Source organism: Sinomicrobium oceani, assembly GCF_900119185.1.
GTDB lineage: Bacteria > Bacteroidota > Bacteroidia > Flavobacteriales > Flavobacteriaceae > Sinomicrobium > Sinomicrobium oceani.
This window is the reverse complement of record NZ_FPJE01000004.1, coordinates 63,103-84,363: the sequence shown is the minus strand read 5'-3', so window position 1 is coordinate 84,363 and position 21,261 is coordinate 63,103. Positions and strand designations below refer to the sequence as shown.

19 protein-coding genes are annotated in these 21,261 nt (G+C 44.7%); 5 read left to right on the top strand and 14 right to left on the bottom strand.

Annotated elements, in window-relative coordinates; all coding sequences use genetic code 11:
• Nucleotides 1-13: 13 nt before the first annotated feature.
• The 4 genes from BT112_RS04750 to BT112_RS21775 all read left to right on the top strand — a co-directional run bounded on the left by BT112_RS04750 (nt 14) and on the right by BT112_RS21775 (nt 6,173).
• Complete coding sequence (locus tag BT112_RS04750) at nt 14-1,798, top strand: monovalent cation:proton antiporter family protein (protein WP_072316237.1); 1,785 nt, start codon at nt 14-16, stop codon at nt 1,796-1,798.
• Between the two features lie 85 nt (nt 1,799-1,883).
• Nucleotides 1,884-3,905: a cation:proton antiporter gene (locus BT112_RS04745; RefSeq protein WP_072316236.1), complete on the top strand. Its 2,022-nt coding sequence runs from the start codon at nt 1,884-1,886 to the stop codon at nt 3,903-3,905.
• Nucleotides 3,906-3,915: 10 nt separating this feature from the next.
• Nucleotides 3,916-5,691, top strand: a complete 1,776-nt coding sequence (locus BT112_RS04740) for an SLC13 family permease (RefSeq protein WP_072316235.1) — start codon at nt 3,916-3,918, stop codon at nt 5,689-5,691.
• Nucleotides 5,692-6,002: 311 nt separating this feature from the next.
• Complete coding sequence (locus tag BT112_RS21775; protein WP_175545749.1) at nt 6,003-6,173, top strand: hypothetical protein; 171 nt, start codon at nt 6,003-6,005, stop codon at nt 6,171-6,173.
• A gap of 114 nt (nt 6,174-6,287) precedes the next feature.
• Here the strand turns inward: BT112_RS21775 and accC are convergent, their stop codons facing one another.
• From accC to pdxA, 6 genes are all read right to left on the bottom strand, one after another.
• Nucleotides 6,288-7,640, bottom strand: coding sequence for an acetyl-CoA carboxylase biotin carboxylase subunit (accC, locus tag BT112_RS04735; RefSeq protein ID WP_072316234.1), 1,353 nt, complete (start codon nt 7,638-7,640; stop codon nt 6,288-6,290).
• A gap of 20 nt (nt 7,641-7,660) precedes the next feature.
• Complete coding sequence (gene accB, locus BT112_RS04730) at nt 7,661-8,149, bottom strand: acetyl-CoA carboxylase biotin carboxyl carrier protein (RefSeq protein ID WP_072316233.1); 489 nt, start codon at nt 8,147-8,149, stop codon at nt 7,661-7,663.
• 62 nt (nt 8,150-8,211) lie between these two features.
• Nucleotides 8,212-9,210, bottom strand: coding sequence for a beta-ketoacyl-ACP synthase III (locus BT112_RS04725; protein WP_072316232.1), 999 nt, complete (start codon nt 9,208-9,210; stop codon nt 8,212-8,214).
• 336 nt (nt 9,211-9,546) lie between these two features.
• Nucleotides 9,547-9,744 (bottom strand): 50S ribosomal protein L32, encoded by a 198-nt coding sequence (gene rpmF, locus BT112_RS04720; RefSeq protein WP_072316231.1) that lies wholly within the window; start codon nt 9,742-9,744, stop codon nt 9,547-9,549.
• A 26-nt stretch (nt 9,745-9,770) separates the two neighbouring features.
• Nucleotides 9,771-10,304: a YceD family protein gene (locus BT112_RS04715; protein ID WP_072316230.1), complete on the bottom strand. Its 534-nt coding sequence runs from the start codon at nt 10,302-10,304 to the stop codon at nt 9,771-9,773.
• A gap of 294 nt (nt 10,305-10,598) precedes the next feature.
• Nucleotides 10,599-11,648 (bottom strand): 4-hydroxythreonine-4-phosphate dehydrogenase PdxA, encoded by a 1,050-nt coding sequence (gene pdxA / locus BT112_RS04710; RefSeq protein WP_072316229.1) that lies wholly within the window; start codon nt 11,646-11,648, stop codon nt 10,599-10,601.
• 97 nt (nt 11,649-11,745) lie between these two features.
• On the opposite strand from pdxA, the gene BT112_RS04705 reads away from it, so the two are divergent.
• Nucleotides 11,746-12,336 (top strand): riboflavin synthase, encoded by a 591-nt coding sequence (locus BT112_RS04705; protein WP_072316358.1) that lies wholly within the window; start codon nt 11,746-11,748, stop codon nt 12,334-12,336.
• A 6-nt stretch (nt 12,337-12,342) separates the two neighbouring features.
• Here BT112_RS04705 and BT112_RS04700 read toward each other — a convergent pair whose 3' ends face one another.
• The 8 genes from BT112_RS04700 to BT112_RS04665 all read right to left on the bottom strand — a co-directional run bounded on the left by BT112_RS04700 (nt 12,343) and on the right by BT112_RS04665 (nt 21,214).
• Complete coding sequence (locus BT112_RS04700; protein WP_072316228.1) at nt 12,343-13,086, bottom strand: LytR/AlgR family response regulator transcription factor; 744 nt, start codon at nt 13,084-13,086, stop codon at nt 12,343-12,345.
• 39 nt (nt 13,087-13,125) lie between these two features.
• Nucleotides 13,126-14,160: a sensor histidine kinase gene (locus tag BT112_RS04695; RefSeq protein ID WP_072316357.1), complete on the bottom strand. Its 1,035-nt coding sequence runs from the start codon at nt 14,158-14,160 to the stop codon at nt 13,126-13,128.
• Between the two features lie 10 nt (nt 14,161-14,170).
• Complete coding sequence (locus BT112_RS04690; protein ID WP_072316227.1) at nt 14,171-15,391, bottom strand: ABC transporter permease; 1,221 nt, start codon at nt 15,389-15,391, stop codon at nt 14,171-14,173.
• 1 nt (nt 15,392) lies between these two features.
• Nucleotides 15,393-16,133 (bottom strand): ABC transporter ATP-binding protein, encoded by a 741-nt coding sequence (locus BT112_RS04685; RefSeq protein WP_072316226.1) that lies wholly within the window; start codon nt 16,131-16,133, stop codon nt 15,393-15,395.
• A gap of 49 nt (nt 16,134-16,182) precedes the next feature.
• On the bottom strand, nt 16,183-17,412 hold the full coding sequence (locus BT112_RS04680) for an efflux RND transporter periplasmic adaptor subunit (RefSeq protein WP_072316225.1): 1,230 nt from the start codon (nt 17,410-17,412) through the stop codon (nt 16,183-16,185).
• Nucleotides 17,413-17,417: 5 nt separating this feature from the next.
• Nucleotides 17,418-18,737 carry a TolC family protein gene (locus tag BT112_RS04675; RefSeq protein WP_072316224.1) on the bottom strand — a complete coding sequence of 440 codons (1,320 nt, stop codon included), beginning with the start codon at nt 18,735-18,737 and terminating at the stop codon, nt 17,418-17,420.
• A 250-nt stretch (nt 18,738-18,987) separates the two neighbouring features.
• Entirely contained in the window at nt 18,988-19,773 is a 786-nt protein-coding gene (locus BT112_RS04670) for an enoyl-CoA hydratase/isomerase family protein (RefSeq protein WP_072316223.1), read from the bottom strand.
• A gap of 4 nt (nt 19,774-19,777) precedes the next feature.
• Complete coding sequence (locus BT112_RS04665) at nt 19,778-21,214, bottom strand: sensor histidine kinase (protein ID WP_072316222.1); 1,437 nt, start codon at nt 21,212-21,214, stop codon at nt 19,778-19,780.
• Nucleotides 21,215-21,261 lie beyond the last annotated feature (47 nt).

Here is a 21,261-nt window from a genome sequence, read left to right as displayed (position 1 = left end):
ACCACATATCACTATGGAATTAGAACTGTTGAATTTACTTTTAGTTTTGGTTGCCGCCTGGATCGGGGGCTCCCTGGCTACCCGCCTTGGCTACCCTTCTATTCTGGGTGAGCTCACCGCGGGGATCATTTTCGGCCCCGCTTTACTGGGAATCCTGGCACCTACCGAAACTACCGCAGTACTCGCAGAAATTGGTGTACTCCTGATGATGCTTTACATAGGTATGGAAATAGATTTTCGCGAACTAGGCAAGGCCTCCAAGGCCGGTTTACTGGCTGCTATCGGCGGATTCCTGGTTCCTTTTGTCCTGGGGTATTATGCCGTACTCGGTTTCGGCGGCTCTCAGATGGGTGCCCTCTTCGTGGCTATTGCCGTAGGGGTTACTTCACTCGCCACCAAATCGCGTATCCTTGTAGACCTTAAACTGCTCAATACCCGTATTGCCCATGTTCTTATGGCCGGGGCACTCATCTCCGACACACTGGCCCTGATTATTTTTGCCGGGATTATAAGTTTTGCAGATGCAGGAAGCATCGAGCTTACCGAGATCCTTATGGTTACCGGAAAAGCAGTCCTGTTCTTTGTGGTTACGGGACTGCTCGGAATATATGTATTACCCTTTCTGGGCAAAAAACTGGAAAAAGCAGGCTTTACCAATCGTACCCTGTATTTTACCATCATGCTGATCATTGCCATCGGTTTTGCAGAGCTGGCGGAACTGGCCGGTTTACACTCTATTCTCGGCGCTTTTATCGCAGGGCTGTTTTTACGGGAAAGTGTCTTTGACCGAAGACTCTCCAAAGAATTGAATAAGGTGTTTTACGATATTTCCATAGGCTTTCTTGCCCCTATATTTTTTGTAACGGCCGGCTACAATGTGACTTTCGATGTTTTCCAGAACAATCTTACCCTTCTGCTTGTTATCCTTGCCGTAGCCGTGCTCGGAAAGGTCTTCGGTACCGCACTTTTTTACCTGCCCAGCGGTAACGGGTGGCGGGAAGGAATAACGGTAGGGACCGGTATGAACGGACGCGGAGCAGTAGAAATCGTGATTGCAGGGATCGCCCTGAATATGGGCTTTATCGATAACGAAATCTTTTCCATACTGGTATTTATGGCCATATTCACCACAGCTACGGTCCCCGTTTTCCTGACCTGGACCACTTCGTGGCTGCGCAAACGCGGGGAACTCGTATTATCTTCTTCGGAAAAACAAGGTGTACTGATCCTTGGAGCAGGTCCGCTGTCGCTTTATATCGCCAAAAAATTATCCGGAAAAAATCCTGTTTCACTGATCGATTCCAATGCCGACAACTGTGCCAGAGCCACTAATATGGGCCTCAGGTGCATCCAGGGGAATGCTCTTAAAGAAGAAACCATCATAGAAGCCGAAGGGCATGAGGCAGGCTTTTTTGTCAGCCTCACCAACAACAGCGAGATCAATGTACTCGCCGCCCAACTGGCCAGTGAGGTTATAGGCATCCCCAATATTTACGTCTCCATTACGCCCTCCTCGGAAGGTGCGAACATCGAATTGCTGGAACCTATAGGAGCTTCTACCATTTTCGCTAAAAAAACAGACCCTTATAAATGGGATTACAAGCTCGAGAATAAAGATTTTGAAGAGATCAGTGTCGAAATATCCGAGGAGATATCTTCCAGGAATTTCCTGAAACAACTATCGGGCAGGGAAGGGGACGTTCTCCCCGTTTTCTATGAGAACACCGACGGAAAATTACATATATATCATTACGGAGCGGAACTGGAGCCCGGATACAAGGTTCATTACATCAAGTAACAGTAATACCCCGACGGAAAAAGTATGCCTCAGGCAGAAGCAATTCCCCCAGGCTGTTCCTTACCAAGTTAATTAACTACTTCTCATGGATACTTTTTTTGAACATCTCGCACACGAATTTGAGCTTCCGCTGGCAAACCCGGTTCTGGTCTTTACCCTCATATTACTCATCATCCTGGTTTCACCTATCTTGCTGAGAAGACTCAATATTCCCGGCATCATCGTACTGATCCTATCGGGCGTGCTGATCGGTCCGCACGGTCTGAATTTACTGGCTAAAAACTCGGCTGTAGACCTTTTTTCCACCATAGGGCTGTTGTATATCATGTTTATTGCAGGCCTCGAACTGGACATGAACGAATTCAGGGCCAATCGCAACAAAAGTCTGATGTTCGGCTTTTTCACTTTTATCATTCCGCTGGGTATCGGACTGCCGGTATGCTATTACCTGCTGGATTACGGTTTTAATGCCAGTTTCCTCACGGCAAGTATGTTTGCCACACATACCCTGGTTACTTACCCGATAGTAAGCAAACTGGGCGTATCCAAAAATCAGGCTGTCGCCATTACGGTAGGCGGGACGATCCTTACCGACACTGCGGTGCTTATTATTCTTGCCGTAATCATGGGATCGGAATCGGGCGGACTGACCACTGATTTCTGGATCAGGCTCGCAGTATCATTAACTATATTTCTCTTTATCATATTCTTCCTCATTCCGAAAATAGCCAAATGGTTTTTCGGCAAATTACAAAACGAGAAACATTCACATTACATTTTTGTACTGTTTATCGTTTTTGCCGCGGCTTTCCTGGCGGAAATTTCCGGGGTAGAACCCATCATCGGAGCATTTATGGCCGGACTGGCCCTCAACAGGCTGATCCCACATTCTTCAGCACTGATGAACCGCATAGAATTTATAGGCAATGCTCTTTTCATTCCTTTTTTCCTGATCAGCGTAGGTATGCTGGTGGATATTCGCGTTATACTAAGCGGCCCTATGGCCCTGGTGGTGGCAGGAACACTCTCGGTGGTAGCGCTGCTCGGCAAATGGCTGGCTTCGTTATGCACACAGGTGTTGTTTAAATATTCGGGAACGCAAAGACAGCTTATTTTCGGACTCAGCAGTTCTCATGCAGCTGCCACCCTGGCAGTAATCCTGGTGGGCTATAAGGCAAAGATACTGGATGAAAACATCCTCAACGGCACCATAATCCTGATACTGATCACCTGTATCATCGCTTCTTTTGCCACAGAGAAAGCAGCAAAAAAAATCCTGAAGAATTCCGAAGAAGACTATGGGAACTCCACAGAACCCGTAGTTTACGACGAGCATATTCTTATTCCTATTGCCAATACGCAAAATATGGAAAAGGCCCTGGAGTTTGCTACATTGGTCAAGGATAAAAAATCCACTTACCCCATATCCATACTCCGTGTAGTTCCCAATAACCAGGAGGCCGAAAAAAATATCGGCAAGGCAAAAGACAAACTGGAGAGCTTCACACGCGATGCGTCAGCATCCGAAACAGCCACGGAAGTTATCGCAACCATCGACTACAATGCTTCCAACGGGATTGCCAGAACGGCAAGAGAGATCATGGCAAACCTCATTATACTGGGGTGGCCACGCCGTAAAGGATTCATCCAGAAACTCATAGGCGAGAAAATGGAGCATGTTCTCACCTATACGGATAAAACACTTTTTATCTGCGATTTCCAATATCCCCTTGTCGACCACGGCAGAATATTGGTCATGGCACCTCCATTCGCCGAACTGGAAAAAGGTTTTATCCTTTGGACCGCTAAAATATCGGCCCTTGCACAAGAACTCAGCACCCCCATCGTTTATAGCTGTAATACGGAAACCCGAAAGGCCATTGAAAAATACAAACAGGAAAACAGCATAAATGCGGTATATGGTTTTGAAGAAATAAACAGTCCGGAGGATTTTTTTACACACACGGGCAAACTAAAGCGACAGGATCTTTTGATACTCATTTCGGCCCGTAAGGGAGCTATTTCCCATCGGCACGGTATGGACAACCTTCCTGCCCGAACAGAGAAGCATTTTCACCAGAACAGCAAGATTATTATCTACCCTTAACCGAAAGCACATGTCTCTTGACCTCATCATCACCATGGTGATTATTGCCATAGGAATCTTTCTCTTTGTAAAGGATTATTTTTCTATAGACACCACTTCTGTCCTCATCATGGCCCTTTTTATCGTGGCCGGGGTACTTAGTCCGGAAGAAGGTTTTTCGGGCTTTAATCATCCCGCTACCATCACTCTCGGATGCATGTTTATTATCAGTGCAGGGGTCTTTCAATCCGGACTACTGGATGGCATCAGCATTAAACTGGTCAGACTGGCCCGGACCAATTATTTTATCGCCCTGCTTATCTTCTGTATCACGGCATCTGTCTTTTCCGCTTTTGTAAATGATTCGGCCGTAGTGGCATTACTACTACCGATAGCGCTCAAAGTTTGCAGGGAAAGCGACATCAGCCCTTCCAAATTACTTATACCCATATCATTTGCCGCACTATTTGGCGGAACCTGTACCCTTATAGGAACTTCCACCAATATCCTGGTAAGCAGTTATGCCGAAAAATACGGGCTGGAAGGTTTCGGGATGTTCGAATTCAGTCTTCCGGCACTTTGTATTGCGTCCGTAGGTTTCGCTTACCTTCTTTTTGCCGGGCCCCTCTTATTACCCAAACGAAAAAGCATAGATTCCGGACTTAGTGAGGAAGCCGGAAAATATGTTACGGAGATTATTATCGAAGAGGATTGTCCTGACCTGAACAAACCGGTTTTCCAATCCCGGCTCGTCAAAGAGTTTAATGCCCAAGTCTTAAGGATACGAAGACAGGACAGGAATTCTTTTGATATAGGCCAGGAAACCTCACTGCACCAAGATGATATTTTACAGGTTATTCTGCCTTCGGACAGCCTCAACAACCTTCGGAATGCAAGTGGTTATAAGATCAAAGGAGATTATTCCGAATACGGGTTTAAAGACCCGGAGAACGAAAGAAACCTTTACGAAGCTATAATTCCTTACGGGTCGGCACTTGCGGGAAGTTCGCTACGGGCTATTAACTTTCGAAGAAAGTACAAATCTTCTGTACTCGCCCTCCGGCATCGCGGGCAACTCCTTCTCGAAAAACTACCCGACATCCGGTTGGTCGAGGGCGATATGCTGCTCATACTCGGTTCTAAAGAGGAGTTGGGTATACTTTCTTCACAAGGACTGATCGTAACACTCTCCGAGCACAAAAGCACAAAGATTAATTTTCGAAAAGCTATTCCTGCTATTCTTATTGCCTTGGGTGTAGTACTTGCTGCGGCACTGGATCTTACTTCCATACTGATAAGCAGCATGATAGGATGCCTGCTGCTCGTCACTACAGGAACGCTTAAACCCCAGGAAGCTTACCAGGCCGTGGAATGGAAAGTGATTTTTATGATGGCAGGTGTGCTCTCCATGGGAACGGCTCTCGAAAAAACCGGCGGAGCCGAGCAGATTGCCCAGTTCGTACAACAAAGCCTTGGAGCCTATGATCCCCGTATTACGCTGAGCCTGCTGTACCTCATCACCTTTCTATCGACCAATATATTATCCAGCAAAGCCGCCGCTGCACTAATGACCCCGATCGTAATCAGTCTCGCATCGGCCATGGAAGTCAGCGAGAAACCGTTTCTCATTGCCGTCATGTTTGCGTGCTCCCTCACTTTTATGACCCCGGTAAGCTACCCTACCAACACCATGGTTTATGCGCCTGGAAATTATAGGTTTAATGACTTTCTGAAAATAGGAACCCCTTTGAATATTATCACCTGGTTAACGGCATCATTTATAATTCCCCAGTTTTTCCCTTTTTAACGAAGACATAACACAGAATTCATTTGTTTTATAGCGTAAAAAACATATTTTTGTACATAGGATCGGCTTAAAATCAGAAATAATTCTTGCTTCGGTTTTAGTACTGATTGTTACAGCCGTTTCGTGAAGTAAATCTACTACCCCTTTTTAGCTTCGCAGGCCTTGTTGTGGTCTATCCGACAGAGGAGAAAACGGTATAACCTGTGACGCTTTTCATGTATCAATTGATATTGTAATGAATTTTTATTGCTACCGGCTCGTACGGATAGCAGTGTGTACGACAATGAAATAAATATTACAGCACCACGATTATGATCAGTAAAAACAAAAAGGAGTTGGAGAAGCTTCCGGATCAGATTAAACACGAGATCAACAAGTGTCTGGAAATACACCATGAGCTCGAGAAATTCAATGAGGGAGAGACAGATATTGTCGCTCTGCATAAAAAGCTCGAAAAGATACTGGACAAATATGAAGTATAAGGGACACCTGCTATTTCCAGGAAGTAAGCTTTAAAAGGAAAAGCCCGGAGATTTACATTTCCGGGCCATTCATATTATAAACGTTGATTTTTTTCTAAGTCCACCGATTGAAAACTATTCTTCTTCCTCCGGTTTCATCCTGAAGTCTTCCATAAACTTGGTCGTATAATTTCCGGCGATATAATCCGGATGATCCATTAATTGTCTATGAAATGGTATCGTTGTCTTTATTCCCTCTATAACAAACTCGTCCAGGGCACGCTTCATTTTATTAATCGCTTCATCCCTGGTCTGAGCCGTGGTGATAAGTTTTGCAATCATAGAATCGTAATTGGGCGGAATGATATAGCCACTGTAGACATGTGTATCGAGCCTCACCCCATGTCCTCCCGGAGCATGCAACGTAGTAATTCTACCTGGCGAAGGACGGAAATCATTATAAGGATCTTCCGCATTGATACGGCACTCTATAGAATGCAGTTTAGGGATATAATTTTTGCCTGAGATCGGCACTCCGGCAGCAACTAAGATCTGTTCCCGGATCAGGTCATAATCTATAACCTGTTCTGTGATGGGATGCTCTACCTGAATACGGGTATTCATCTCCATGAAATAGAAGTTCCGGTGTTTGTCCACGAGGAACTCTACGGTTCCGGCTCCTTCATATTTTATATATTCTGCGGCCTTTACGGCTGCTTTTCCCATTTTTTCACGAAGTTCATCGGTCATAAACGGAGAAGGGGTCTCTTCGGTAAGTTTCTGGTGCCTACGCTGTACGGAACAGTCTCTCTCTGACAGGTGACATGCTTTACCATACGCATCTCCGACGACCTGAATCTCAATATGTCTCGGCTCTTCGATGAGTTTTTCCATATACATCCCATCATTACCAAATGAAGCCGCAGCTTCCTGCTGGGCACTTTCGAGCGCCTTTCTGAGATCCTCTTCCTTCCATACGGCACGCATTCCCTTACCACCACCACCGGCAGTAGCTTTGAGCATCACGGGATATCCCATTTTTTTAGCGAGCTTTGCAGCTTCTTCATAGGATTCCAAAAGACCATCGGACCCGGGCACTGTAGGTACTCCGGCCTCTTTCATAGTCGCTTTGGCCGTGGCCTTATCTCCCATTTTCGCGATCATCTCGGGAGACGCTCCAATAAATTTGATATCGTGCTCAGCACATATCTTGGAGAATTTGGCATTTTCAGAAAGAAATCCATACCCCGGGTGGATGGCATCGGCATTGGTAATCTCTGCCGCTGCAATGATGTTTGACATCTTCAGGTAGGACATATTACTCGGAGGAGGTCCTATACAAACTGCTTCATCGGCAAAGCGAACATGCAGGCTTTCGGCATCGGCAGTAGAGTAAACCGCTACGGTCTTAATTCCCATCTCCTTACAGGTACGAATGACACGAAGTGCTATCTCCCCTCTGTTTGCTATCAGTATTTTTTTAAACATCTGTTGAAATTTAAAATTTCTTATGATGGATCAACAAGGAAAAGGGGTTGATCGAATTCTACCGGTGAAGAATCGTCTACCAACACTTTCACGATTTTTCCGGAAACTTCAGATTCTATCTCATTGAACAGTTTCATCGCTTCTATAACACAGAGAACGTCTCCCTGTTTTATAGTGCTTCCTACCTCGACGAAGGTAGGCTTGTCCGGTGAAGGTTTACGGTAGAATGTACCGATAATAGGAGATTTTATAGTAATGTATTTATCGTTTTCCGCAGGAACAGCATCTGCTGTCTTAACCGGAACGGCTTGTTCCTGGGGTTGTTGCGGAACAGGTTGTTGCGGAACCGTAGGGGCTACCGGAACGTGCTGTATGTATGTGGTCTCTGACGCATTTCCTTCTGTACCAGTCTTAATGGTAATCTTAACGTCATCCATCTCCAGCTTTACTTCGCTGGCACCCGACTTGGCTACAAACTTGATCAGATTTTGAATTTCCTTTAGATCCATGAGTATTCGTTTTGTTAGTATTTAAGTCCGTTTTTTTCGTCAATGAAGACAAAAACAAAGCTTTACTTCGTATCGTAAGCCCATTTGAGGTAAATGGACCCCCAGGTAAAGCCGCCACCGAAAGCAGCAAATATAAGGTTATCTCCTTTTTTTAATTTAGTTTCGTAATCATTTAACAGTAAGGGAAGTGTTGCCGAAGTGGTATTTCCATACTTTTCGATATTGATCATCACCTTATCTTCTTCCAGTCCCACTCTGCCTGCAGTAGCATCAATGATCCTTTTATTGGCCTGATGAGGCACCAGCCAACTGACATCTTCCCTGGACAGACTGTTTCTTTCCATGATCTTCTCTGCAACATCGGCCATGTTGGAAACGGCAAACTTAAATACGGTCCGCCCGTCCTGATGTACAAAATGCTGTTTGTTCTTCACGGTTTCTTCGGTTGCCGGGAATAGCGACCCTCCTGCTTCCATATTCAGAAAAGCCCTTCCCTGTCCGTCTGACCTGAGATATTCGTCCTGAAGACCAAGCCCTTCTTCATTGGGTTCGAAAAGTACAGCTCCGCCGCCGTCCCCGAAGATAATACAGGTGGTACGATCGGTATAATCAATAATAGAAGACATTTTGTCGGCTCCTATAAGCAGTACCTTTTTGTAACGTCCGGATTCTATATAACTCGCCGCTGTCGACATCCCATAAAGGAAACTCGAGCAGGCAGCCTGTAAATCATAAGAAAAGGCGTTTACCGCCCCTATTTCCGTAGCCACATACGCTCCCGTAGAGGCCACCAGCAAATCGGGTGTGGCAGTAGCCATAATTAACAAATCTATTTCTTCCGGGTTGATATTTGCCTTTTGAATAAGGTCTTTTGCAGCTTGGATAGCAAGATATGAAGTTCCCTTGCCTTTGTCTTTGAGAATACGCCTCTCTTTGATACCTGTTCTTGTGGTTATCCACTCGTCATTGGTCTCTACCATAGTTTCCAATAACTGGTTGGATAGTACAAAATCCGGAACGTATGCTCCTACAGCGGTAATTGCTGCTGTTTTTCTACTCATAGTCTAATTTCGTTTATACCAAAACCGCTAAACCGAAGAAAATTAACACAAGAATGCCTTTCCCTATATGATTCCGCATAGATTTTATCCCAGCAAAATCATTTCGTTCCGGTATCTCACTATCTTAATTTCTACAATCAAACCAAATTAAAATCACATTCTCTCCGTATATTCAAACGCGCATCTTCCTGTGTCTTACAGGGTTTTCATAATGTGAAATTATTAATTTTCTCTGAATATCGGTGCAAAATAGTTGGTTTTTACTATTTAGAAAAATATTTCTTCATAAAAAAAACCCTCACACCGTGAGAGTTTTGCTTTTTCAGACCGTAATTACTACGCTACTTCTTCGGTAGAATTGTCGATCAACACTTTACCTCTGTAGTACAACTTTCCTTCATGCCAGTGTGCTCTGTGGTAAAGGTGAGCTTCACCTGTAGTGGAATCTACGGCAATTTGAGGAGCAGTCGCCTTGTAGTGCGTTCTTCTTTTATCTCTTCTCGTACTAGACTGTCTTCTTTTAGGATGTGCCATTTTCGTCTATTTTAAATTTCGCTTTCTTATTTATCACTCAACAGCTTCTTCAGTGAATCCCACCTCGGATCTGTCTCTTCGTCTTTTTCTTTTTCTGTTCCCGGCTGTAACTCTGTGAGTTTGCGCACTATCTCCGAATCGAGCGTACCGTCTTTCACTCCCGGGTGTATCTTCTTCGCGGGAACGGAAAGCACAGTCATCTCATAGATATACTGGGCTACATTGATCTGATGTTCGCCATGTGGCAAAATGAGTATATCCTCATTCTCATCATTATACTCTTCTCCGAACTTTACAATAAGTTCCAGTTTCCCTTTGATCTTCTGATCATAAGGCTCATTGGAAAGATCGCAGTTTACATTTACCGTACCTTTTACGGCAAAGTCCAGCTCCAGCATATTGCTTCTTTTGTGCAGGACTACATCCACTTTCAACGATGTTTCGTTGAAATCGGTATAGCCAAACTCCTCAAAGAACGAATTATCGATACGATAATCAAACCGGTGTTCTCCTTGCTTCAATCCCACAAAGGGGATATCGAACTCCTTGAACTTCTTCATCTTAAAACACAGTTACCTTCGCATCTCATTCCTAACCTTCCGGTATTGGAACGGGTGTGCAAAGATATAAATTTTTATTAATGACCAACTTACTATCTTTATTTTTTCCACTCCTTTTTTAAGGAAGTCCTTTTTCGAAATGAAAAAAACAGTAAATACCATCGCTTTTTTAGCTCTTATTCTGCTGTCGTACGATCAAAAGTACACAAACAAAACGAGAAAAAGATCAAAACGAACCGTATTAACATCATTGCAAAACTCCTTTGCGCAACGGCCGTTTACACGCTTCCGTTGTTATTTGTTGTTTGCAGGTGCTTTTTTTAACGGATTGGAGGTCAACTCTTCATATTCTTCCCGGTTCCGGTAAATCTGCAGGGCAGTAAACACCGCTTCCTTGAACGACTGATAATCGGCCACTCCTTTACCGGCTATTTCATAGGCCGTTCCGTGGTCGGGAGATGTCCGCACTTTGTCCAGCCCGGCCGTGTAATTCACCCCCCTGCCAAAAGACAGCGTCTTAAACGGAATAAGTCCCTGGTCGTGGTATGCGGCCAGCACGGCATCGAACTTTTTATACCCGTCCGAACCAAAAAAGCTATCGGCAGAATAGGGCCCGAAAGTCATAATTCCTTTTTCAAAAAGCTCTTTCACCACAGGACGGAGCACCGTATCGTCTTCTTTACCTATCACCCCGTTATCTCCGCTATGCGGATTAATACCGAGCAATGCGATCCTCGGTTTACGGATGCGGAAATCGCGCACCAGGGAGTCGTGTATTTTTCCGGCTTTTTTAAGGACGAGATTTCTCGTTATCGCCTTACTGACATCCTTAACAGCAATATGGTCGGTAAGCAAGCCTACTTTGAGCTCTTCAGTCACCATAAACATAAGGGCCTCTCCATTCAGTTCTTTGGCCAGATAATCGGTATGACCCGGAAAATTAAATTCTTCAGACTGTATGTTATGTTTATTGATAGGAGCAGTTACCAGCACATCCACCTCGTCTTTTTTCAGGGCCTCGACTGCCATTTTCAACGAAAGAAAAGCATATTTCCCGGCCTCTTCCGTCTCTTTTCCAAATTCTATCTTCGGGGCATTTTTGGATATATTCACGATATTCACTTTACCCTCTACAGCCTGAGAAGCCTCCTGCACACCATTATAATTGACCTCCAGTCCGAAATGCTTTTTCTGAAAGGCTATTACCTTGTTAGATGCAAATATGACCGGTGTACAAAATTCCAGCATACGGCTGTCTTCAAAAGCCTTGAGGATAATCTCTCCGCCTATACCGTTAATATCTCCTATAGATATTCCTACCCGTATATTGCTCATTGTTTTCATGTTCAGTTTTTATGTAAATTTTATAAAAGTATTGATCGGGGGTCTTTTTTATAATGCGTACTTTTACCTTGCAAAATTAACCAATAAATACGAAAGAATGTTCACAGGGATCATCGAAGAACTCGGAACCGTAACAAATCTTGTTCCGGAAAAGGACAATCTGCACATTTCCGTGAAGAGCAACATGACTTCCGAATTGAAAATAGACCAGAGTGTTTCTCATAACGGTGTCTGCCTTACCGTGGTCTCTATAAGCGAGGACGAATATACGGTGACTGCCATAAAAGAGACTTTGGAACGGTCTTCACTGGGCCATTTGAAAACCGGCGATACCATCAACCTGGAACGCGCCATGAAGCTGGGAGACCGGCTGGACGGCCATATTGTTCAGGGACATGTAGACCAGACCGCCGTATGCTCGGACATTAAAAATGCCAACGGAAGCTGGGTTTTCACTTTCACTTACGACCCCACATCAAATAACATAACCATAGAAAAAGGCTCCATCACCATAGATGGCACCAGTCTTACGGTGGTGGATTCGGGTAAGGACTTTTTCAGCGTAGCCATAATACCTTATACGTATGAGCACACCAATTTTAAGAATTACAGGCCGGGAACTACGGTAAACCTGGAATTTGATGTTGTCGGAAAGTATGTTGCGCGATTGCTCGATCTGCACAAATAGTCTTTTTCAGTCGAGAGAGTTCCGGGATATATAAGCCATAAACACCGCACGATATTGTTCTGAGACCGTAATCCGCTTATCCCCGATAAGCACCTGGCTTCGCTCCACACTATCTATGCTACGCAGGGCAATGATATAGGAACGGTGCACCCTCATGAATTGCTCTGCAGGCAGTTCGGCCTCCAGCGCTTTGAGGCTCATCAGGGTCAATATCGGCTTGGATTGTCCTTTTACATATATCTTGATATAATCTTTCAACCCCTCGAAATACAGCACATCATCGAGCCTTATTTTCAACTGCCTGTATTCCGATTTCACAAAAAGAAATTCCTTTCCGGGCCTGACCGCGACCTCTTGTTGCTTTTCCGGTTTTTTACGGAGCAGAGCAAACCATTCTCTGGCCCGGGTCGCAGCGGAAAGAAACTCTGCATAATTGAATGGTTTGAGCAGATAATCCAGGGCATCCACTTTAAATCCTTCGAGCGCATAGGCATCGAAAGCAGTGGTAAACACTACGCGGGTCTCCGCGGGAAGCATCCTGGAAAGTTCCATCCCGGTAAGGTCCGGCATCTGAATATCGAGAAAAACGAGGTCTATTTTTTCCTTCCCCAGATAATCCATGGCATCCAGAGCATTGCTACACTGCCGTTTCAGTTCCAGAAAAGGTGTTTTAGAAACATAACTTTCCATCAGGCGAAGCGCCATGGGCTCATCATCTACAATGATACAACGTATTTTTCCTGCTTCCATACTACTTGACTTTTATTTAAGTGCACCGTTAGGGCCTGCTTACTGAAATTCCAAAGACAGCACAGCGATAAACCTGTCGTCTTCTACCCGCGTCTCCATCGTATAACGCTCCGGGTAAAGCAGGTGCAAACGTTTTTCCAGATTTTGCAACCCGATACCCGATCCGCTTTTATCCCCGGATGTTTTTGGCACGTTCCGGTTTGCCGCCGTAAATGTCAGCTGTTTCCCTTCCAGTTTCATCACAAATGAAATATCTGCCCCAGAACCCGCCGAAACACCATGCTTAAAGGCATTCTCCACAAGAGAGATAAACAACAGCGGGGCTATATGCCGCTCCTGCCCAACCGCAGGAAAATCGTAATACACCCGGACATTATCGGAATAGCGCAACTTCATCAGTTCGATATACTTCTCCATAAAACCGATCTCCTTCCGAAGGCTGACTTCTCCGGTATTGGTTTCATAAAGAAGGTAACGCATGAGTTTTCCGAGGCTATGGATAGTCTCCTTGGCCATTTCGGGAGAAACATCCACCAAGGCATAGATATTATTGAGTGCATTGAAAAAAAAGTGAGGCTGCAACTGGTATTTCAGATGCCTGAGTTCGGATTGCAGTCTTATATTGGCCGCTTCCCGTTGCTCGGCTTCTGTCCGAATCCAGCGTTCTGTTGCTTTAAGCGCTACGGAGAAAACCAGGGGCACTGTAAACGAGATCCCTTCCAGATAAAGAAAAAACTGTCTGGGAGGTGCCTGACCTCCAGGCGGTGGGGACATGAATTCTGAGAAAAAGTAGTCTTTCAGCATTCCGTTCAGCCATACAAAAGCAGCGATTAATACCACATTAAACACCAGAAAAAGCCCGTTTTTTTTACGAAACAGCAAGGAAGGTATCCACCAGAGATAATTGATGTAAAAGATAACGGCATAAAAAGCCATCGGTATCCAGGTATGTACGGCAATACGCCGGATCATCTCCTCCTGCCCGGAGGACAAAAAATAGGGCAACCCGAACAAAACCAGCCATACCAACAAGTGAAGCACAACGATGGCCACTTTGTTTTTCCTGATTTCCATGAATTTTCTGTTATTCATATCGCAAAGCTACTATAGGATCTAAAGCTGATGCTTTTCTGGCCGGATACCATCCGAAAAATATCCCGGTCACGGCGCATACTGCAAAAGACAATACTATGGAATATATTGTAATTACCGTAGGCCAATTCAAAACCTTTTCGATAAATACAGTCGCACTCACCCCCAATACCACTCCTATAAGCCCGCCGGTAACACTGATCACTACCGCTTCTATCAAAAACTGTATTAAAATATCCGATCCCTTTCCACCTACAGCAAGCCGTAGCCCTATCTCCCTGGTACGCTCTTTTACAGATACATACATAATATTCATGATCCCTATACCACCGATAAGAAGGGAAATACTGGCTATAGCAACCAGAAGCACCGTAAGCATTTCACTTGTGGAACTAAAGGTAGAAATTAATTCTTCCATAGAAAACACATTAAAATCATCTTCGTCATTCCCGGAAATATTGTGTTGTTTACGCATTATCGACAATACCTCTTCTACCGCATCCAGGGCTTTATCTTCACTTTCGGCAGAGGCCAGCACGGACTGTAAATAATCGACAGCCAAAATACGTTTTTGAACAGTAGTATAAGGAGCCAGAATAACATCATCCTGATCCTGACCGAAGGTGTTTTCTCCTTTCTCTGCAAGCACTCCTATAACTTTAAACGGAATGTTATTGTACCGTATTGTCTGTCCTACCGGGTTCTCGCCATCGGCAAAAAGGTTTTCCACCACGGTTTGCCCTATCACAGCAACTTTGGCTGCAGCATTGACTTCGGCATCGGTAAACATACTTCCATTGGTTACCTCCAGCACCCTTATGGAAAGGTATTCGGGAGTTACCCCATAGATAGACGTAGGCCAGTTATCAGATCCATGAATACTCTGTCCACTGCTACTCACCTGTGGTGAAATAGCTGTGAGCAGGGTAGCATCCTTTTTCAAAGCCTGGTAATCGGCAAGTTTTAAGGATTGCATTTCAGTGGGATCCATACGTACCCCTCCCTGTATACCTGCCCCTGGGCGTATGGTTATCATATTGGACCCCATACTGGATATCTGCTTTCTTATGCTTTCCTTGGACCCTTCACCTATGGCCAGCATGGCAATCACCGAAGCCACCCCGATTATAATACCGAGCATGGTAAGGAACGTCCGCATTTTATTCAGCTTAATGGCGTTCCAGGCTATTCTTAATAAATTTAATATCCTCATATCAATCTTCTTCTTTAGGCATGGCCGCCAGGGCCCCGGATGCACTCAGCACCTTATCGTTGACACTGTCTTTTATAATGGTACCGTCCTTTAAAACTATGGTGCGGTTACTAAACATTGCTATATCGGGCTCATGGGTTACGAAAACTATGGTTTTCCCTGCGGCATTGAGTTCCTGAAAAAGAGCCATGATTTCATAAGACGTACGGGTGTCCAGGTTCCCGGTGGCCTCATCGGCAAGAATAACTACCGGATCATTTACCAGAGCACGTGCAATTGCTACGCGCTGTTGCTGCCCACCAGATAATTGTGAAGGTGTATGGTATAATCTTTCACTTAAACCAACTTTTGTCAACGCTTCTATGGCTCGTTCTCTCCGCTCTGCAGACGATACAGATGAATTGTACAACAGGGGTAGTTCTGCATTTTCTACGGCAGTAGTTCTTGGCAACAGGTTATATGCCTGAAAAATAAAACCTATTTTTTCGTTACGTATCTCCGCAAGAGCATTGCGACTCAAATCTTTTACCGCTATACCATCTATGGCATACCTTCCCGAAGAAGGCTGATCGAGACACCCCAGAATATTGAGCATCGTACTTTTACCGGACCCACTCGACCCCATAATAGTGACGAACTCTCCTTCTTCGATAGTATACGAAATACCTTTTAGTGCATGCACGGTCTCTTCTCCCATCACAAAGTGGCGTTTCAGATCTTTTATATCTATGATATTTTTCATCCTCTTTTCTTTTGTTGTTAACTAAACGCTCCGTCTAATTCCCAAAAAACTACTTTCTTTTTCCGGGAGGTTTAGGCATGAAAGGGCTGCTGCTGTCCTCTGCACTGCTACTGGTTCCGGATCCTTTTTGAAGCACTTCTATATGGTATACCACGCTATCGCCTTCCTGAAGTCCGTCGAGCACTTGTACATGAACACCATCACTGGCCCCGAGAGTAACCGTGACCGGACGGATATTCCCATTCTCCGCCACCCATACTACTACCGCATCTTCATCTGGTGCGGAAGGTCCTTTGGTCCCCGGCTCTGGTCGTTGCATTGGCTCCTTACCCTGCTGCTCCGCATAGGTACCAAGCACAGCCGGATCCGGTCGAAAATTCACTGCTTTAGCCTCCAATGTCAACACATCACTTAACTCTAAAGTATAGATAGAAATAGTAGCAGTAAGTCCGGGCTTGAGTTTAAGATCCGGATTATCTGCCTTAATTACTACGGTATAGGTAACCACATTGGACGCTGTGGTAGGGTTGAGACGTACCTGGGTTACCTCCCCGTTAAACAGCACGCCCTGATAGGCATCTACCGTAAAAGTAACTCGCTGTCCTTCCTTAACCTCTCCTATATCAGCTTCATCCACATCAGCTTCTACCTGCATCTCTTTAAGATCCTTGGCTATGGTGAATAGAGTAGGAGTACTATAACTCGCTGCCACGGTCTGCCCTTCGTCCACATCTCTCGAAAGCACGACTCCATCTATAGGCGAATAGATATTGGCATACCCCAGATTGGCTTTTGCTCTTTCCAGATCGGACAGCCTTTGTGTAACCGTATTTTTAGCATTGGTATAATTGTATACGGCTTCATCGTAATCGGAACGGCTTATCACCTGGTTCTCATAAAGTTCTTTCTGCCGGTTGTAAATTTGCTCCCGGTAGCTTTTTTCATTAATGGCATTGTTATAACTCGCCTGAGCATCGGATAGCGATGCTTTAAGGCTCACTTTATCCAGTTCGGCTATAAGTTGTCCTTCTTTTACCTCACTGTTATAATCCACATAAATCTTCTCGACTACCCCGGACACCTGGGTACCTACTTCGACCTGTATAATAGGCTCTACAGTACCTGTTGCCGTAACTTCGGTAACTACTTTTCCTTTGGCCACCGGGACTGTCTGTATCTCTACATTGATTTTTCCACTTCCCGAAAACAGGAAAAATGCTATAACACCAAGAATTACTACAAGCCCTGTTATGATTATTTTTGCCTTTTTACTTTTCATGATTCTTAAATTTTAATATCGTTTCCCTGATAGAATTCGAGTAATTGGCTGTATAACAGCCTTAAATATTTTGTCTGTGTATATTTTTGCGCTGCATTGACATACGTATTCTGGCTTACCACCAGATCCACGGTGCTCAATCCACCAAGCTCATATTGTTTCTGTGCCAGCTCGTACGATTTTTGCGCCGCATCCCGCGCCACCCTCAAGGCCTCTAATTGCTCCTGATACGCTATGGCATTCAGCCATGCAGTCTCCACTTTTTTATACAATTCCTTTTCTTTAGTGTTCAGGGAGAGTTTGGCTTTCTCTATATCTATTTTGGCATTTGCTACCTGTGCTTTGGTGGAATATCTCTGGAAAATGGGAATGGAAAGAGAGAGTCCTACTCTTTTGTAAAAATTAACATCCAACTGATCGTTAAAATTCAGATCTTGTGTATTGGTATACCCGGAACCTAAACCCCCGGTAAGAGACAAGGTTGGCAAATAGGCCCCTTTGGCAATGTCCAGGCTCTTTTCCGCAACCTCAACATCATTTTTACTACCTCCTATTTCCGGCATTTTTTCCAGGGCAGTAGTATATACTTCGATTTTATCCGGCACCAGTGAAGGCACAGCTTCCACTTCCTTAGTTTCGATATCAAAATCGACTTCCGGTCCCAGTTCAAGCAATTGCTTCAAGGTAAGCACCTGCTGTGCGTAGTTGTTTTTTGCTGCTATAAAATCGTATCGGAAAGAGGCAGATTGCGATTGTGCATCGGTATAATCCTTGATCGCTATATCACCGGCATCGTACCTGGCTTTAGCACGAGCTTCTTCTTTCTCCGCTGAGGCAAGCGTATTTTCGGCTATAACTATAGACTCCTTATTATACAAAGCCTGCAGATAGGCTTCGGTAATACTGAGAACCACATTGTTCTTCGCTTCCTCCATATAAAAGGAGTTACCATCAACCAGCAACCTGCTTCTTTTTATCTGGTTGTTGATCTGGTTTCCCTGGAACAGGGTGACCGATGAATTCAGCCCCAAACTGGTAGCGTATATATTCTGAGAGACAAAATCACTGGTAATGGGATCTATACTGCTACCGCTGGTTAAACTCTGCGACACGCTTCCGGACAGATTGGGTAATCGTGACATTTTGGATTCTTCGTAATCCACTTCAGCGCCAGCCTTGTCCAAAGCTGCTTCTTTGATGGTGATATTATTCTCAACGGCATGATCTATACAATCCTGTAACGACCATTTTATCCCATCATCCTGTGCAATTAATCCTGCATTTACTCCCAGCAAAAACAGGGTCATAACAATAAGTCTTTTCATTCGGTATTATTTTTAAGACACTGTATACCAGCTCTTAATTACAGAACTAAAGACGTACTAATTATGCCGAAAACAAACAGGGATAGACGTTTGCCAAAATTCTCTATACGGAAAGTAAAATTTTATCGACGTAAAAAAGCAAAAACAAAAAACCGGCGTTTTGTATGTAGAAAAAAAAGAGGTCCTTTCACCGGTTCTGGAAAGAAAAAAAGCTGCAAAACTTACGTCTTTTTGCAGCCCGATATGCTCTTTATTTTCCCGGAAAATCTGCTTTTCTCTTTTCCAGGAATGCCGTAGTCCCTTCTTTGAAATCTTCGGTGCCAAAGCAATTCCCAAAGGCTTCGATCTCGGCCCGGTAACCGTCCATACCATCCTTATAACCGGCATTTATAGCCCGGATAGCCGCCGCTATGGCCACTCCTGAATTCTTAATGATCTTACGCGCTATGCTTTCACAATAATCCAGCAACTCTTCCTGTGCCACCATGTGATTGACCAACCCATAGCTCTTGGCTTCCTCTGCATTGATCATTCCCGCAGTCATAATCATCTCCATAGCTTTTCCTTTACCGACCAACTGAGGAAGTCGCTGCGTACCACCGTATCCCGGGATCACACCCAGAGACACTTCGGGCAACCCCATTTTGGCATTGTGCGATGCTATACGAAAATGGCAGGCCATGGCAAGTTCCAATCCGCCACCCAGGGCAAAACCGTTTACAGCAGCGATCACCGGGGTAGACAGATTTTCTATAAAGTCGAAAAGCACTTCCTGTCCTTTTGCGGCAAGCGCCCCGCCTTCTTTTACCGAAAAATCCGAAAATTCAGAGATATCGGCACCTGCCACGAAAGCTTTCTCACCGCTTCCGGTAATGATAATAACCCTGATCTCCCGATCTTCGTCAAGCTCTTTAAAAGCCTCGTGCAGTTCGGCTATTGTTTCCCTGTTGAGTGCGTTGAGTTTCGAAGGACGGTCTATGGTAATAAAGGCTATTCCGTCATCTTCTTCTACGTAAATATTCTTGTATTCATCCATAACGTTATTTTTTAGGTTCTTCTTCCGGTTGTTCTTTAGGAAAAACAATACCGAATACTGTTCCTCTCCCGGGTTGTGAAGTAAAGTTAATACTTCCTTTATAGTTTTCTACAATATTCTTTACCATTCCCAAACCGAGTCCCATGCCACTGGTTTTGGTCGTAAATTTGGGCTCGAATATCTTATCCCTGTTTTCTTCAAGAATCCCGATACCGTTATCTGCTACGGTTATTCTTACATGGTCACCCTCGGAAAACACAGAAACCACCACCTTGGGAGCTCTGTCTTCGGGGATGGACTGAATCGCATTTTTCACCAGGTTGGTAATTACCCGGATAAGCTGAGTACGGTCCAGACGCGCTGTAACTTCTTCTTCGTATGTACTGAAAACGATATAATCTTCGGTAAAAATATCGAGGGCCAGCTTTACAATCTCCACAACATTAAGCGTTTCGTTCTGCTGAGCCGGCATACTCGCAAAATTGGAAAATGCGGAAGCTATACTGCTCATCGTGTCTATCTGCTGGATCAGGGTACGAGAAAATTCATTGAGTTTCTTTTCCATTTCCGGGTCGGAAGGATCGAATTTTCGCTGAAAACTCTGTACACTGAGCCTCATGGGTGTCAGCGGATTTTTAATTTCGTGTGCCACCTGCCTTGCCATTTCCCGCCAGGCCTGCTCCCTCTCACTCCTTGCCAGTTTTACCGCACTGTCTTCGAGCGCATCTACCATACTGTTGTAGGCATTGACCAGATTGTATATCTCCTCACTGGCATGGTCGAGTATGATCCTCTTGTTCTGCACCCCGGAACTGAATCGGGTGTCCTGGAGTTTATCGCTGATCGTCTTTAAGGATCTCGTAATGTATTTTGAAATGAAATAGGCAAGGAAAATGGCTATGATAAGGATAAACACATAGACTCCTCCGAGACGAAACAGGAACGAGCGAAGCTCCCTGTTATTGAATGTATCATCTTCGAAATACGGAATATTGAGTATCCCTATGGGCTTAAACCGCATATCGGTAATATATGAATACGAGGACCTGTAGCGGTCACCGGCTGCAAGATGCTTTTCCACATACCGCTTAAACGGGCTCATCGCAATTTTACTAAGCGTAAGTGTATCCAGCCGGAACATGGCAGAGTCTTCTTCCGAGTAGGGTTTGGAACTCACAATGAGGTTCCCCTCCAGGTCGTAAATATTAAAGGATACATTCTGCACGTCCGAGATCTTGTAGATCTCATTGCGAAAGATATATTTCAGGTTTTCCGTGGTGGGCGGCCATGTGGTCGTTTCGAGTGTGTAATTGATACTCGCGATCACCTGATCTTCCTTTCGTTCCATGCGCTCGCGGTGGTACTCTTCGGACTGCTGCTTGTACTGCAGAATGGTAACGCCTGCGATAAGCACAAAAGCCACCAGCACCAGAAGGATCATGGTGATAAAAATGCGGAGCCTTAATGATATTCTCTTGTCCAATTATA